Annotated in this window: 24 protein-coding genes; all 24 read right to left on the bottom strand. The window is 55.1% G+C overall.

The window, feature by feature from the left end:
- Positions 1-23: 23 nt before the first annotated feature.
- Positions 24-773 carry a type I methionyl aminopeptidase gene (gene map / locus JXO48_08690; GenBank protein MBN2283951.1) on the bottom strand — a complete coding sequence of 250 codons (750 nt, stop codon included), beginning with the start codon at positions 771-773 and terminating at the stop codon, positions 24-26.
- Positions 774-804: 31 nt separating this feature from the next.
- Positions 805-2,112 (bottom strand): preprotein translocase subunit SecY, encoded by a 1,308-nt coding sequence (secY, locus tag JXO48_08685; GenBank protein MBN2283950.1) that lies wholly within the window; start codon positions 2,110-2,112, stop codon positions 805-807.
- 1 nt (position 2,113) lies between these two features.
- Complete coding sequence (gene rplO, locus JXO48_08680) at positions 2,114-2,554, bottom strand: 50S ribosomal protein L15 (protein ID MBN2283949.1); 441 nt, start codon at positions 2,552-2,554, stop codon at positions 2,114-2,116.
- Complete coding sequence (gene rpmD / locus JXO48_08675; protein ID MBN2283948.1) at positions 2,554-2,748, bottom strand: 50S ribosomal protein L30; 195 nt, start codon at positions 2,746-2,748, stop codon at positions 2,554-2,556. The genes rplO and rpmD overlap by 1 nt, the downstream gene beginning before the upstream one ends.
- A gap of 29 nt (positions 2,749-2,777) precedes the next feature.
- Positions 2,778-3,263, bottom strand: coding sequence for a 30S ribosomal protein S5 (rpsE, locus tag JXO48_08670; GenBank protein ID MBN2283947.1), 486 nt, complete (start codon positions 3,261-3,263; stop codon positions 2,778-2,780).
- Positions 3,264-3,282: 19 nt separating this feature from the next.
- Positions 3,283-3,642, bottom strand: coding sequence for a 50S ribosomal protein L18 (rplR, locus tag JXO48_08665; protein ID MBN2283946.1), 360 nt, complete (start codon positions 3,640-3,642; stop codon positions 3,283-3,285).
- A 32-nt stretch (positions 3,643-3,674) separates the two neighbouring features.
- The gene (rplF, locus tag JXO48_08660; protein ID MBN2283945.1) at positions 3,675-4,214 is read right to left on the bottom strand and encodes a 50S ribosomal protein L6; all 540 of its coding nucleotides are present in this window, start codon (positions 4,212-4,214) and stop codon (positions 3,675-3,677) included.
- A 37-nt stretch (positions 4,215-4,251) separates the two neighbouring features.
- Entirely contained in the window at positions 4,252-4,656 is a 405-nt protein-coding gene (rpsH, locus tag JXO48_08655) for a 30S ribosomal protein S8 (protein MBN2283944.1), read from the bottom strand.
- 12 nt (positions 4,657-4,668) lie between these two features.
- The gene (locus JXO48_08650; GenBank protein ID MBN2283943.1) at positions 4,669-4,854 is read right to left on the bottom strand and encodes a type Z 30S ribosomal protein S14; all 186 of its coding nucleotides are present in this window, start codon (positions 4,852-4,854) and stop codon (positions 4,669-4,671) included.
- A 12-nt stretch (positions 4,855-4,866) separates the two neighbouring features.
- The gene (gene rplE, locus JXO48_08645; GenBank protein MBN2283942.1) at positions 4,867-5,406 is read right to left on the bottom strand and encodes a 50S ribosomal protein L5; all 540 of its coding nucleotides are present in this window, start codon (positions 5,404-5,406) and stop codon (positions 4,867-4,869) included.
- A gap of 15 nt (positions 5,407-5,421) precedes the next feature.
- Positions 5,422-5,742 carry a 50S ribosomal protein L24 gene (locus JXO48_08640; protein ID MBN2283941.1) on the bottom strand — a complete coding sequence of 107 codons (321 nt, stop codon included), beginning with the start codon at positions 5,740-5,742 and terminating at the stop codon, positions 5,422-5,424.
- Between the two features lie 21 nt (positions 5,743-5,763).
- Positions 5,764-6,132 (bottom strand): 50S ribosomal protein L14, encoded by a 369-nt coding sequence (gene rplN, locus JXO48_08635; protein ID MBN2283940.1) that lies wholly within the window; start codon positions 6,130-6,132, stop codon positions 5,764-5,766.
- A 30-nt stretch (positions 6,133-6,162) separates the two neighbouring features.
- On the bottom strand, positions 6,163-6,420 hold the full coding sequence (rpsQ, locus tag JXO48_08630; protein MBN2283939.1) for a 30S ribosomal protein S17: 258 nt from the start codon (positions 6,418-6,420) through the stop codon (positions 6,163-6,165).
- Entirely contained in the window at positions 6,420-6,620 is a 201-nt protein-coding gene (gene rpmC / locus JXO48_08625; protein ID MBN2283938.1) for a 50S ribosomal protein L29, read from the bottom strand. Before rpmC ends, rpsQ begins: the two co-directional genes overlap by 1 nt.
- The gene (gene rplP, locus JXO48_08620; protein ID MBN2283937.1) at positions 6,610-7,032 is read right to left on the bottom strand and encodes a 50S ribosomal protein L16; all 423 of its coding nucleotides are present in this window, start codon (positions 7,030-7,032) and stop codon (positions 6,610-6,612) included. Before rplP ends, rpmC begins: the two co-directional genes overlap by 11 nt.
- Positions 7,033-7,074: 42 nt before the next feature.
- Positions 7,075-7,725, bottom strand: coding sequence for a 30S ribosomal protein S3 (rpsC, locus tag JXO48_08615; protein MBN2283936.1), 651 nt, complete (start codon positions 7,723-7,725; stop codon positions 7,075-7,077).
- 18 nt (positions 7,726-7,743) lie between these two features.
- Positions 7,744-8,076, bottom strand: a complete 333-nt coding sequence (gene rplV / locus JXO48_08610; GenBank protein MBN2283935.1) for a 50S ribosomal protein L22 — start codon at positions 8,074-8,076, stop codon at positions 7,744-7,746.
- Positions 8,077-8,109: 33 nt separating this feature from the next.
- The gene (gene rpsS, locus JXO48_08605; protein MBN2283934.1) at positions 8,110-8,394 is read right to left on the bottom strand and encodes a 30S ribosomal protein S19; all 285 of its coding nucleotides are present in this window, start codon (positions 8,392-8,394) and stop codon (positions 8,110-8,112) included.
- Between the two features lie 3 nt (positions 8,395-8,397).
- Positions 8,398-9,219 carry a 50S ribosomal protein L2 gene (gene rplB, locus JXO48_08600; protein ID MBN2283933.1) on the bottom strand — a complete coding sequence of 274 codons (822 nt, stop codon included), beginning with the start codon at positions 9,217-9,219 and terminating at the stop codon, positions 8,398-8,400.
- A gap of 18 nt (positions 9,220-9,237) precedes the next feature.
- Positions 9,238-9,525 carry a 50S ribosomal protein L23 gene (locus tag JXO48_08595; GenBank protein ID MBN2283932.1) on the bottom strand — a complete coding sequence of 96 codons (288 nt, stop codon included), beginning with the start codon at positions 9,523-9,525 and terminating at the stop codon, positions 9,238-9,240.
- Positions 9,525-10,148: a 50S ribosomal protein L4 gene (gene rplD, locus JXO48_08590; GenBank protein ID MBN2283931.1), complete on the bottom strand. Its 624-nt coding sequence runs from the start codon at positions 10,146-10,148 to the stop codon at positions 9,525-9,527. Before rplD ends, JXO48_08595 begins: the two co-directional genes overlap by 1 nt.
- Positions 10,149-10,165: 17 nt before the next feature.
- Positions 10,166-10,795: a 50S ribosomal protein L3 gene (gene rplC / locus JXO48_08585; GenBank protein MBN2283930.1), complete on the bottom strand. Its 630-nt coding sequence runs from the start codon at positions 10,793-10,795 to the stop codon at positions 10,166-10,168.
- Between the two features lie 86 nt (positions 10,796-10,881).
- Complete coding sequence (gene rpsJ / locus JXO48_08580; GenBank protein MBN2283929.1) at positions 10,882-11,190, bottom strand: 30S ribosomal protein S10; 309 nt, start codon at positions 11,188-11,190, stop codon at positions 10,882-10,884.
- Positions 11,191-11,194: 4 nt separating this feature from the next.
- Positions 11,195-12,388, bottom strand: a complete 1,194-nt coding sequence (gene tuf / locus JXO48_08575) for an elongation factor Tu (GenBank protein MBN2283928.1) — start codon at positions 12,386-12,388, stop codon at positions 11,195-11,197.
- Positions 12,389-12,413: the final 25 nt, after the last annotated feature.

Here is a 12,413-nt window from a genome sequence, read left to right as displayed (position 1 = left end):
GTTTCCCTTCGCCGTTTCCGCGCTTACAGGACCTTGCTCAATATCTCCGGCCCATCCTCGGTTATCGCCACGGTATGCTCAAAATGAGCCGACAGTTTACCGTCGCCGGTAACGACGGTCCATCCATCAGGCTTTACCTGGACCTTGTAGATCCCCTCATTCACCATTGGCTCGATGGCCAGGACCATTCCCGGCTTCAACTCTATGCCCCGCCCCCGCACGCCGAAGTTCGGAACGGGAGGGTCCTCGTGAAGGCTCTTGCCGATCCCGTGACCTACGTAATCCCGGACAACGGAGAACCCGGCACGCTCCACGAAGTTTTGAACGGCGTAGGATATGTCGCCCAGCCGGTTGCCGGCCCGCGCCTTGTCGATACCCTGATAGAGGGCCTCTCGGGTGACCTTCATCAACCGGGACGCCGTTTTCGTTATCTTCCCCACGGGCAGTGTCACCGCCGAATCACCGTAATACTCGTCATAGCGGACCCCGAAATCAAGGCTGACGATATCGCCTTCCTTCAGTGGCACGTCGGAAGGGAATCCATGGACCACTTCCGAATTAACCGATGTGCAGAGAGCAAAGGGATATCCGCCGTATCCCTTGAACGCCGGGTCCGCGCCTTCCTTCCGGGCTTCCGACTCGGCATATTCATCAAGCTCACGGGTGGTAACACCCGGTTTGACCAGTTCCGACAATCCTTTTAAAATGCGGGCGACAATTTCATTGCTCCGGCGCATTTTTTCGATTTCTTCGGGAGACTTCAGGATAACCATTCACCGTGTTCCCCCTGTGAGAATCCCCACATCAACGTCTTCTGGTGATCCTCCCCTTCTTCATGAAACCTTCATATTGCCGTGTCAGCAGATGCGTCTCTATCTGACCCGCCGTGTCGAGGGCGACACCGACCACGATGAGGAGCGCCGTACCCCCGAAATAAAAAGGAACATTGAACTGACTGATCAAAATACTCGGCAGTACGCAGACCGCCGAAACATATATGGCCCCGCTGAAGGTCAGCCGGGTCAGCACGCTGTCGATATACTCGGCCGTTTTCTTTCCCGGCCGTATGCCCGGCACATAACCGCCGTATTTCTTCATGTTATCGGCCACATCCACGGGATTGAAGGTGACGGCCGTGTAAAAATAGCAGAAGAAGACGATCAGGGCCACATACAGAAGATTGTACACCACGTGACCCGGCATCAGAAAATCCGACATCGCCTTCATCCAGGGATGAGGGACAAAATTCGCGATCGTTGCCGGAAACATGATGATCGAGGACGCGAAGATCGGCGGGATGACCCCCGAGGTGTTTACCTTCAGTGGCAGATGGGTCGCCTGGCCGCCGTACATGCGCCGGCCGACGACACGTTTCGCGTACTGGACCGGGATCCGCCGCTGGCCGCTTTCCACAAAAACGATAAAACCGACGGTGGCCACCATCAGCACCAGCAGGAGAACGATAAAGAATATCCCCATCTCACCCGTCGAGAGAAGCCGGATCGTGTTGTACACACCGGCCGGCCCCCTGCAGACGATACCGGCGAAGATGATGAGCGAGATGCCGTTCCCGATACCCCGCTCGGTGATCTGCTCGCCGAGCCACATAATGAAGGCCGTTCCGGCGGTGAGGGTTATGACCGTCATGAGACGGAACCCCCATCCGGTGTGAATGACGACCGAGAGACCCGTGGGACCGGCCATGTTCTCCAGTCCGATGGATATTCCGAATCCCTGGATTATACTTAAAAGAACCGTCCCGTACCGCGTGTACTGGGTTATTTTCTTCCTGCCCTGCTCCCCCTCTTTGGAAAGCTTTTCCAGGTAAGGCACGGCCACTGTCAGAAGCTGCAGGATAATGGACGCGCTGATGTACGGCATGATGCCGAGAGCGAAGACCGACAAATTACTCAGCGCCCCGCCGGCGAACATATCAAAGAGGCCTATCAACGAACCCCGCGCCTGTTCGAAGAATGCCGCAAGGGCGGCTGTATCGATACCGGGCGTGGGAACATGGGCCCCGACCCGGTATATTGCCAGAAGAGCGAAGGTCATGAGGATCCTCTTCTGGAGTTCGGGTATTTTCGTTATATTCCTGAAACCTTCGAGCACTTCAGATGACCTCTATCGTCCCGCCTGATGTTTCTATTTTTTCCCGTGCCTGCCGGCTGATCCCGTTCACCCTGACCGAAAGGGGATATTCGATCGACCCCTTGCCGAGGATCTTGATCCCGTCACCCCGTTTCTTGATGATGCCCTTTTCAAGAAGGGAATCGGCATCGACGACCGAGCCTTCAGGGAATTTCTTCAGCTGCTCCAGGTTCACGACAACGATATCCTTCCGGAACTTGTTAAAGAATCCTCTCTTGGGCAGCCGTCTCGTCAAGGGCATCTGTCCGCCCTCGAAGCCCGGTTTCACCTTGCCGCCGGATCGGGCGTTCTGCCCCTTCGAACCCTTGCAGGAGGTTCCGCCATGGCCTGAACCGGTGCCCCGGCCCACCCGTTTTTTCTTTTTCCGAGAACCCTCGGGGGGTTTCAGTTCACTCAAATTCATTACGAAGCCACCTCACATTCCTCGACGGCGACCAGGTGGGAAACCTTGTTCACCATACCCCGGACCTCAGGAGTATCTTTCAGATATACCGTTTTATGCATCTTTCCAAGCCCCATTCCCTGAAGGACCTTTCTCTGTTTCTGCGGCCTTCCGATAAGGCTCCTGATCTGCGTTATCTTCAGTTGTTTTTCCACGCCATCACCTCACTGCAACCCCGCTGTTCCTATGCCTGAAAGGCTTCCTTTCCCCTCTTGGAAGCGATATCGTCAGGGTTCTTCAGATTTTCAAGTCCATCCATCGTCGCTTTGACCAGGTTGTGGGGATTGTGTGAGCCGATACACTTGGTCAGTATGTTCTGCACGCCGGCGCATTCAAGAATGGCCCGTACGGCCCCACCCGCTATCAGACCGGTACCGGGAGACGCCGGTTTCAGGAGGACCCGTCCCGCGCCGTAATGACCCATGATCTCATGGGGGATCGTTCCCTCATTAATGGTCACGGTGATCATGTTCTTTTTGGCCAGTTCCGTCCCTTTTCTGATCGCCTCCGGCACTTCCTGGGCCTTTCCGAGTCCGACGCCCACCGAGCCGTTTCCGTCACCGACGACCACGAGGGCGCTGAATCTGAACCGTCTTCCACCTTTCACGACTTTTGCCGTTCTCTTGATTTTTATTACCTTGTCAAGAAGTTCGATCTCTTCCATAGCCATCCTTGTCCGCACGTAAATATTAAATTTGTATTCCCGATTCTCTGACCGAATCGGCAAGGGCTTTCACCCGTCCGTGATAAAGGTATCTGCCGCGGTCGAACACACCCGACCGAAGGTTCTTTTCCTGCATCCGTTTCGCCAGAAGTTTTCCCACTTCCTTCGCGACCTCGGTCTTCTTCAATCCGGACAGCTTTCCCTGAAGGTCCTTGCTCATGGACGACGCTTCGGCAAGAGTCACGCCGCTCACGTCATCGATGGCCTGGATATAGATGGCCCGGTTGCTGCGAAACACCGAAAGGCGGGGACGTTCCGCCGTACCGGATATCTTGCCCCTGACTCTCTGTTTGCGCCGTGCCCGTATTTTCTTTATCTTCTTAATCGACGTCACCGCTTTTCCCCTGTTATCCTGAATTAAGCTCCCGCTGACTTCCCGACTTTTCTGCGGACTTTCTCACCGGCGTACCGGATACCCTTGCCCTTGTACGGCTCCGGTTTCCGTATCCGCCTGATCTGGGCGGCCACGCTTCCGACCAGTTCCTTGTCTATGCCGGAAACAACAATATTCACCTGCTTGTCGATGCGGATGGAGATCCCCTCCGGCACTTGATATTCCACCGGTTTGGAGTAGCCGACCATCAAACGGAGAAGGTTTCCATCTATCTCGCTCCGGTAGCCGACACCGACGATCTCGAGCCCTTTTTCGAAGCCCGTGCTGACACCGGTCACCATATTGGAGACGAGCGTCCTGGCAAGACCGTGCATCGCCCGCCCTCGTTTATCGTCGGTCAGCCGCCTGACCGTGATGAGCTTATCGTCTATATCGAGGGCGACCTCCCGGGGGATCGTCCGCGACAGCGACCCTTTCGGACCTTCAACGCTGACGAGGGACTCCTCCATCTTTATTGCCACACCCGCAGGAATTTCAATCGGTTTTTTTCCAACTCTGGACATGAAATACTCTCCCGGTTATTTGCGCACTGATGCTTTTCTACCAGACATTACAGAGGATCTCGCCTCCCACGTTCAGCGCCCGCGCCTCCGCGTCGGTCATGACGCCCCGCGACGTGGACAGGACGGATATGCCGAACCCGTTCAGGACCTTGGGTATTTTCGAGCTTGACGTGTACATGCGCCTGCCCGGCTTGCTCATCCTCTGAATGCCGGTGATGACCCGTTCCTTCCTGTCGGTATACTTCAGATGGACCCTCAACATATCATGGGTCTTCGCATCGTTCTTTACAATATCGAACCCGCTGATATATCCCGCTTTCTTCAATGTCTTGGCTATATTGATGTTCAACTTGGAAAGCAGGACATCAACGCTCTTGAACTTCATTCGATTGGCGTTTCGAACACGCGTCAGCATGTCAGCGATAGGATCGCTCATTCCCATAGTGTTTCTCCTCTACCAACTCGACTTGATCATGCCGGGGATCTCTCCGTTGAGCGCCCGCTTTCTGAGGCATATCCGGCACATGTCAAATTTCCGGTAATAGGCACGTGGTCTCCCGCAGAGCGGGCATCGATTGTAATCTCTCACGTCAAATTTCTTCGTTCTCTTGGCCTTTGCCATCAAGGATTTCTTGGCCACGCTCACTCCTCCCTACGTTCTGAACGGCACACCCAGCAATTGCAACAGTCGGCGCGCTTCATCATCCGTCTTGGCTGTCGTTACGATAGTGATATTCATGCCTTTGACCTTGTCGATCTTGTCATACTCGATCTCGGGGAAAATATAATGTTCATTGATGCCCATGGAGAAATTTCCCCTGCCGTCAAAGGAGCGGGGCGATATCCCCCGGAAGTCCCTGATCCGGGGAACGGCTACATTGACGAGCCGGTCAAGGAACTCGTACATCCGGTCTTTCCGCAGCGTCACCGTACAGCCGATGGACATGCCTTTCCTGAGCTTGAAGGTGGCGATGGACTTCTTTGCCTTTGTAATGACCGGCCGCTGGCCGACAATGAGACCAAGCTCCTCCACGGCGCTTTCCAGTATCTTGGCGTTCTGGATCGCCTCGCCCAGGCCCATGTTGACGACGATCTTCTCGACCTTGGGCACTTCCATTCTATTTCGATACCCGAACTCTTTGGTGAGCTCGGGGATTATTTCCTTGTCATACTGTTCCTTTAATCGCGCCATCAATCATTCCCCTGCTTATTCATCCAGAATTTCCTGGCACTTCTTGCAGATGCGAACCTTCTTGCCGTCTTCGAGGATCTTGTATCCGATGCGGACGCCCTTGTCACACTTGTTGCAGATGATCTTCACGTTCGACAGATGGATCGAGCCTTCCTTTTCCAGGATCCCTCCCTTTCCCTTCATGTCGGGTCTCTGATGCTTCTTGACGAAATTCAGCTTTTCGACGATCACCCGATTCTTGTCATGGTTGATGCTGACCACCTTGCCGGTCTTTCCCTTCTCCCTGCCGGCGATCACTTCGACCATATCACCTTTTCTTATGTGGACCCGCTCCATCGCTATATACCTTCCACCTCTCTATATCACCTCGGGAGCCAGGGACACGATCTTCATGAACTGCTTGGCCCGCAGCTCGCGCGCCACCGGTCCGAATATCCGGGTTCCCAGGGGCTCGAGAGATTCATTTATCAAAACGGCTGAATTATCGTCAAAACGCAGATAGGACCCGTCTTCCCGGCCGATCTCCTTCCTGGTCCTCACCACGACCGCCTTGACGACATCGCCTTTCTTCACCTTGGAATTGGGGATCGCTTCCTTGACCGACACGACGATAACGTCTCCCACGCGGGCATATCTCTTCCGCGATCCGCCAAGTACCTTTATGCAGCAGACCTTCTTCGCTCCGGAATTATCCGCCACATTCAACATGGATTGCATCTGGATCATGACTTCATGTTCTCCGCAAAACTCGACCTGTTATTTCGCCTTTTCCAGGATCGTTCGAACCCTCCAGCGCTTATCCTTGCTGAGAGGACGTGATTCAACTATCAGTACCGTATCTCCCACGCCGCACTGATTCCCTTCGTCGTGGGCTTTGTATTTCATATGTCGCCTGATGTATTTATGGAACTTCGGGTGTTTCACCAGCCGTTCCGTCCGCACCACGACGGTCTTGTCCATCTTGTCGCTGATAACAATGCCCTGCAGGGTTCTCTTAATGCCTCTTCCTTCCATCATCGTGACTCCGCAATCTCCCGTTCCCTGATAACTGTTTTGATCCGGGCGATATCCTTCTTCGTGTAGGTCAGGGACGCCGTGGAATCAAGCTGCCCCGACGCGAACTGGAACCGCAGTTTAAAGAGTTCCTTCGAGAGATCCCGTTCCTTCTGTTTCAGTTCCTCGATGCTGAGATCCCTGATCTGTTTAATCTTCATCGAATATCTCCCTGGAAAGAATTTTCGTCTTTATGGGAAGCTTCTGGGCCGCGAGCCTGAGAGCGTCAAAGGCGATGTCCTTCGGCACGCCTTCCATCTCATAGAGGACCGTTCCCGACTTTACCACGGCAACCCATTCCTCGGGTGATCCCTTTCCCTTCCCCATACGCGTTTCCGCCGGCTTTTTCGTCAGGGATTTGTGCGGGAATATGCGGATCCATATCTTGCCGCCACGCCGTACCCGGCGGGATATGGCGATTCGAGCCGCCTCGATCTGACGCGCCGTTATCCGGCCCGGCTCCAGGGCCTGCAATCCGAACTCGCCGAAATCTACCGTGTTGCCCTTCTGGGCCTTTCCGCCGACCCGGCCCTTCTGAATCTTTCTGTACTTGACTCTCTTCGGTGATAACATAGTATTCCATCCTGTCCGTTGTGCCCGCCGGCACAACAGCGATCACGCACTCACGGGGCTTTCCCTGTCGGGCAGAACTTCACCGTGAAATATGAGAACCTTGACACCAATGGCGCCATAGGTGGTGCGACCTTCCGCGAAACCGTAATCGATGTCGGCCCGCAACGTGTGGAGGGGGACCCTTCCTTCCCGGTACCACTCCCGTCGTGCCATTTCAGCGCCGCCCAGCCGGCCCGCGCAGGCCACCCGGATGCCCTGGGCCCCGAACTTGAGAGCCGTGGTGACGGCACGCTTCATGGCCCGCCTGAAACCGACCCTTCGCTCAAGCTGGAGCGCTATGTTCTCAGCTACGAGCTGCGCGTTGATCTCCGGTTTCCGTACTTCAAGAATATTAATGATCGCCTCGCCGGACATGATCGATTCAAGGTCCTTCTTGACCTTTTCTATCTCGGAACCCTTCCGTCCGATAATGATCCCCGGGCGGGCGGTGTGTATATTTATCTTCGCCTTGTCGGCGGCTCGTTCAATATCGATCCCCGCGATACCGGCATGATAGAACTTCTTCTTGAGATGCTCTCTCACCCGCATGTCCTCATGGAGCAATTCACTGTAATTGCGCTCCGAGAACCACTGGGATTTCCAGGTTTTATTGACGCCCAGTCTGAATCCGATGGGATTAACCTTCTGCCCCAAGCTTCACCTCCTCACTTCCTACCGTTCATCAAGCACGACTGTTATATGACTCGTTCGTTTCCGGATGGGCGCCACACGACCCTGCGCCCGGGCCCGCCATCTTTTCAGCGTCGGGCCGGCGCCCACAAAAATTTCCTTCACATAGAGGATATTTTCGTCGATGTTGGGGTTCTGCGTCGCGTTCGCCCGGGCGGACTTGAGGACCTTGTTCACAATCAAGGCGGCCTTTTTACGCGTAAAGGCAAGTATCCGCTCCGCCTCGTCGACTTCTTTTCCCCTGATCAGATCAACGACCAGTCTCGCCTTCTGGGGCGATATCCGAACATATTTGGCAATAGCTCTTGCTTCCATTGAATCTCAAAACTCCATGAGTCACGTTCTGCGTTAGCGCTTCTTTACCTTCGTTTTCCTGTCTCCCGCGTGCCCGAAGAAAGTTCGCGTCGGCGCGAATTCACCGAGCTTATGGCCGACCATGTCCTCCGTTATATAGACGGGAATGAATTTCTTCCCGTTGTGAACGGCAAAGGTATGGCCTACCAGTTCCGGAACGACCATCGAACGGCGGGACCACGTCTTGATGACTCCTCGGTCACCGGTCTCCTCGACCTTTCTGACCTTTTTCAGAAGCTTCTCAGAAATATAGGGACCTTTTTTGATTGAACGCGCCACCCTTTAACCTCTCTTCTTCACGATGTATTTATCGGATTCCTTGCGCTTCCGTGTCTTGTATCCCTTGGTCGGAATACCCCAGGGAGTGCAGGGATGTCTTCCGCCCGATGATTTTCCTTCACCGCCGCCCATGGGATGGTCGATGGGGTTCATGGCAACGCCGCGGACCTTGGGTCTCTTGCCCATCCAGCGGGACCTGCCGGCCTTTCCGATGCTGATGTTCTCATGCTCGATGTTCCCCACCTGGCCGATGGTGGCCCTGCATTCCACATGGACCTTTCTGACCTCTCCCGAGGGAAGGCGGATCTGCGCGTAACTTCCTTCCTTCGCCATCAACTGCCCGTAGGAACCGGCGCTGCGGATCATCTGCCCGCCTTTTCCGATCTTCAACTCAAGATTGTGAATGAGCGAACCCAGGGGGATGCTCTTCAGGGGCATCGTGTTCCCCTCCTTGATGTCGGCCCTCTCGCTGCTCACGATGGTGGCTCCCACTTGAAGACCGTTGGGGGCGATGATGTAGCGCTTCTCTCCGTCGGCGTAATGCAGCAGGGCTATCCGGGACGAGCGGTTGGGATCGTATTCGATGGCCGCCACCTTTGCAGGAACATCCATCTTGTCACGCCTGAAATCAACGACCCTGAAACGCCGCTTGTGGCCGCCGCCGATATGCCTGCTCGTCATCCGGCCGAGATTGTTGCGTCCGCCCGATCTCTTCAGCGGTTCGAGAAGACCCTTTTCGGGTTTCGATTTCGTGATCTCCTCAAAGGAAGAACCGGTTCGAAATCTCTTGCCGGGCGATGTCGGTTTGTATTGTTTAATAGCCATTATCCAAGCCTTCTCTCGTTAAACTCCTTCGAATACTTCGATGCTGTTGCCGGGGGCAAGGGTGACAACGGCCTTCTTCCAGTCTTTTCTCCTGCCCATTGTCCTTCCCAGTCTTTTGCGTTTTCCCTTCATACTGATCGTATGAACATCCACGACCTTGACCTTGAAGATCTTCTCGACGGCGGCGCGAATATCGACCTTCGTGGCGTCGGAAGCCACTTCGAAGATATACTTGTTCCCATCCTCTCTGAGAAAGGTGGATTTCTCCGTGATCACCGGCTTTTTTATAATCGAGTACATATCCATTATGACAGCAACGCTCCCTCTATCTGTTTCACCGACGGTTCCAGGAGGACCAGAGTATCGTACTTCAGAAGGTCGTACACATTCACGCCTTCCGAGCGCAACATCTTCACATCCTTGATGTTTCGGGAGGACTTTTCCAGGATCGCATTTTCCCTGTCGATGATGAAAAGGACCTTTTTCAATTCGAACCGGTCAAGAACTTCCTTGAATTTCCTGGTCTTGATCTCCTCCATGGGGAAGTCCCGGAGGACGATGATCCTGTTTTCCTGCGCCTTCAGGCTCAGGGCCGACCGCAGGGCGACCTTTCTGACCTTCTTGGGGACCTTGTACGCGTAATCACGGGGTTTGGGTCCGAAAACGATCCCTCCACCCCTCCAGATGGGCGACCGGAGCGTGCCGACGCGGGCCCGTCCCGTTCCTTTCTGGCGCCAGGGCTTTTTGCCGCCGCCGCTCACGTCGCTGCGGCCCTTCGTCGAGGCGGTCCCCTGCCGTCTGCATGCCATCTGCATCCGCACGACCTCATGCATGACATGTTCTTTTATCGGCGCGCCGAAAACAGCGTCATCGACCTCTATTTCCGCCACCTTGTTCTTTTCAATATCGTACACGTTGAGAATCGACATGATACAACTCTGCACCCTCAGTATTTGACAGAATCCTGCACGAGAACGATCCCGTTGATACTGCCGGGGACGGCTCCCTTGATTAATATGATGTTATGCTCGGGCCGCACGCCGGCGATGATGAGGTTCTGAACGGTCTTGCGCTTGTCGCCCATCTGTCCCGGCAGTTTCGTTCCCTTGAATACCCGGGAGGGATCGGCGCTCGCGCCGATGGAGCCCGGCGCCCGGTGGAACATGGAACCGTGCGAGGCCCTTCCGCCTCTGAAGCCGTGCCGCTTGATGACACCGGCAAAACCTCTTCCCTTCGTCGTGCCCACTACATCGACATGGTCGCCGATCTCAAAGATGTCCGCCCGCAGTTCCTGTCCGACCTCGTATTCGTCGACATCGTCGGTCCTGACCTCTTTGAGCACCCGGAACGCCCCCTTGTCCGCCTTCGCGAAATGCCCCCGAAGCGGCTTCGTGATGTTCTTCTCCTTCACCCGACCGTACCCAAGCTGGATGGCGTTGTAACCGTCCGTATCTTCCAGCTTTTTCTGGATAACGACGCAGGGCCCGACCTCAACGGCCGTAACGGGCACCACAGAGCCGTCCTCCCAGAATATCTGGGTCATTCCTAACTTTTTTCCAATCAGCGCCTTCTTCATAATAATGACACATTCCCGTTTAAGGTATTGACAAAAAAGGAGGAGATGGAAAAACCACCAGTGCCATCTCCTCACTCCGAGTAACCCTACAATTTGATTTCCACATCAACGCCGGCCGAGAGGTCCAGCTTCATCAGGGTATCCACGGTCGCCTGCGTCGGTTCGATAATATCGATGAGCCGCTTGTGCGTTCGTATCTCAAACTGTTCCCGGGACTTCTTATCCACATGGGGAGATCTGTTTACACAGAACTTGTTGATCACCGTGGGGAGCGGGATGGGGCCCGCCACGCGGGCGCCGGTCCGTTTCGCCGTTTCCACGATATCCTGCGCCGATCTGTCAAGCAGCTTGTAATCGTACGCCTTGAGCCGAATTCGTATCTTCTGATTTTCCATTTCCCTACTCTATAATCTGGCTGATCACTCCGGCGCCGACCGTCCTCCCGCCTTCACGAATGGCGAACCGCAGCTGTTCCTCCATCGCGATGGGGGTGATCAATTCAGCAGTCATTTCCACGTTGTCTCCGGGCATGACCATCTCCGTACCTTCCGGCAGATGGCAGACACCGGTCACGTCGGTCGTCCTGAAGTAGAACTGGGGACGGTATCCATCAAAGAAGGGGGTATGCCGTCCGCCCTCTTCCTTGGTCAGAACGTAGACCTGGGCTTTGAACTTCGTGTGCGGCGTAATGGAGCCCGGTTTCGCGACGACCTGGCCTCTTTCCACCTCTTCCCGCTTCGTACCCCTGAGCAGGACACCGATGTCATCACCGGCCCGTCCTTCATCCAGGGTCTTGCGGAACATTTCAACGCCCGTGCAGACGGTCTTGAAGGTCGGCCGAATGCCGACGACTTCCACTTCCTCACCGGTCTTGACGATCCCACGGTCCACTCGCCCCGTCACGACGGTACCGCGACCGGAAATGGTGAACACGTCACCGATGGGCATCAGGAAGGGCTTGTCCAGATCCCGCTGGGGTTCGGGGATATAACTGTCGACCGCCTCAAGCAGTTCCCAGATGCTCTTCACGTCCTCGGAATTGGGGTCATCGCTCTCCAGTGCTTTCAGGGCGGACCCTCTGATGATGGGAATATCATCACCGGGGAACTTGTATTCGTTCAGGAGCTCCCGCAGTTCGAGCTCGACGAGGTCGAGAAGCTCCGGATCATCGACAAGGTCAACCTTGTTCATATACACAACAACCGAGGGAACCTGCACCTGGCGTGCAAGGAGGATGTGTTCCCGCGTCTGCGGCATGGGACCGTCCGACGCCGCAACGACCAGGATGGTACCGTCCATATGGGCGGCCCCCGATATCATGTTCTTGATATAGTCGGCATGACCCGGGCAGTCCACGTGCGCATAGTGCCGCTTATCCGTCTGATACTCAACGTGGGCGATATTGATCGTGACGCCGCGTTCCTTCTCCTCCGGCGCGTTGTCGATCGCGTCAAAGGCCATATATTCGGCCATTCCCTTGCTGGCGAGGTGCTTCGTTATTGCCGACGTCAAGGTCGTCTTACCGTGATCGACATGGCCGATGGTGCCGATATTCAAATGCGGCTTCGTCCTCTCGAATTTCTTTTTAGCCATAACCATTACCTCCTTTTGGTTATCA

The organism is Deltaproteobacteria bacterium, assembly GCA_016933965.1.
Classification (GTDB): Bacteria; Desulfobacterota; Syntrophia; order Syntrophales; family UBA2210; genus JAFGTS01.
The sequence above is the reverse complement of the archived record's forward strand: the minus strand, read 5'-3'. Positions and strand labels throughout refer to the sequence as shown.

Bases quoted from the DNA above. Each gene is read 5' to 3' on its own strand.
- rpsQ (MBN2283939.1), bottom strand. From the start codon at position 6,420: ATGGAAGGAAGAGGCATTAAGAGAACCCTGCAGGGCATTGTTATCAGC.
- rplO (MBN2283949.1), bottom strand. From the start codon at position 2,554: ATGAATTTGAGTGAACTGAAACCCCCCGAGGGTTCTCGGAAAAAGAAA.
- tuf (MBN2283928.1), bottom strand. From the start codon at position 12,388: ATGGCTAAAAAGAAATTCGAGAGGACGAAGCCGCATTTGAATATCGGC.
- rplP (MBN2283937.1), bottom strand. From the start codon at position 7,032: ATGTTATCACCGAAGAGAGTCAAGTACAGAAAGATTCAGAAGGGCCGG.
- rplF (MBN2283945.1), bottom strand. From the start codon at position 4,214: ATGTCCAGAGTTGGAAAAAAACCGATTGAAATTCCTGCGGGTGTGGCA.
- JXO48_08595 (MBN2283932.1), bottom strand. From the start codon at position 9,525: ATGGATATGTACTCGATTATAAAAAAGCCGGTGATCACGGAGAAATCC.
- rpsE (MBN2283947.1), bottom strand. From the start codon at position 3,263: ATGGCTATGGAAGAGATCGAACTTCTTGACAAGGTAATAAAAATCAAG.
- rplD (MBN2283931.1), bottom strand. From the start codon at position 10,148: ATGTCGATTCTCAACGTGTACGATATTGAAAAGAACAAGGTGGCGGAA.
- map (MBN2283951.1), bottom strand. From the start codon at position 773: ATGGTTATCCTGAAGTCTCCCGAAGAAATCGAAAAAATGCGCCGGAGC.
- rplC (MBN2283930.1), bottom strand. From the start codon at position 10,795: ATGAAGAAGGCGCTGATTGGAAAAAAGTTAGGAATGACCCAGATATTC.
- rplV (MBN2283935.1), bottom strand. From the start codon at position 8,076: ATGGAAGCAAGAGCTATTGCCAAATATGTTCGGATATCGCCCCAGAAG.
- JXO48_08640 (MBN2283941.1), bottom strand. From the start codon at position 5,742: ATGGAGCGGGTCCACATAAGAAAAGGTGATATGGTCGAAGTGATCGCC.
- rplE (MBN2283942.1), bottom strand. From the start codon at position 5,406: ATGGCGCGATTAAAGGAACAGTATGACAAGGAAATAATCCCCGAGCTC.
- rpmC (MBN2283938.1), bottom strand. From the start codon at position 6,620: ATGAAGATTAAACAGATCAGGGATCTCAGCATCGAGGAACTGAAACAG.
- rpsJ (MBN2283929.1), bottom strand. From the start codon at position 11,190: ATGGAAAATCAGAAGATACGAATTCGGCTCAAGGCGTACGATTACAAG.
- rplN (MBN2283940.1), bottom strand. From the start codon at position 6,132: ATGATCCAGATGCAATCCATGTTGAATGTGGCGGATAATTCCGGAGCG.
- rplB (MBN2283933.1), bottom strand. From the start codon at position 9,219: ATGGCTATTAAACAATACAAACCGACATCGCCCGGCAAGAGATTTCGA.
- rpsH (MBN2283944.1), bottom strand. From the start codon at position 4,656: ATGGGAATGAGCGATCCTATCGCTGACATGCTGACGCGTGTTCGAAAC.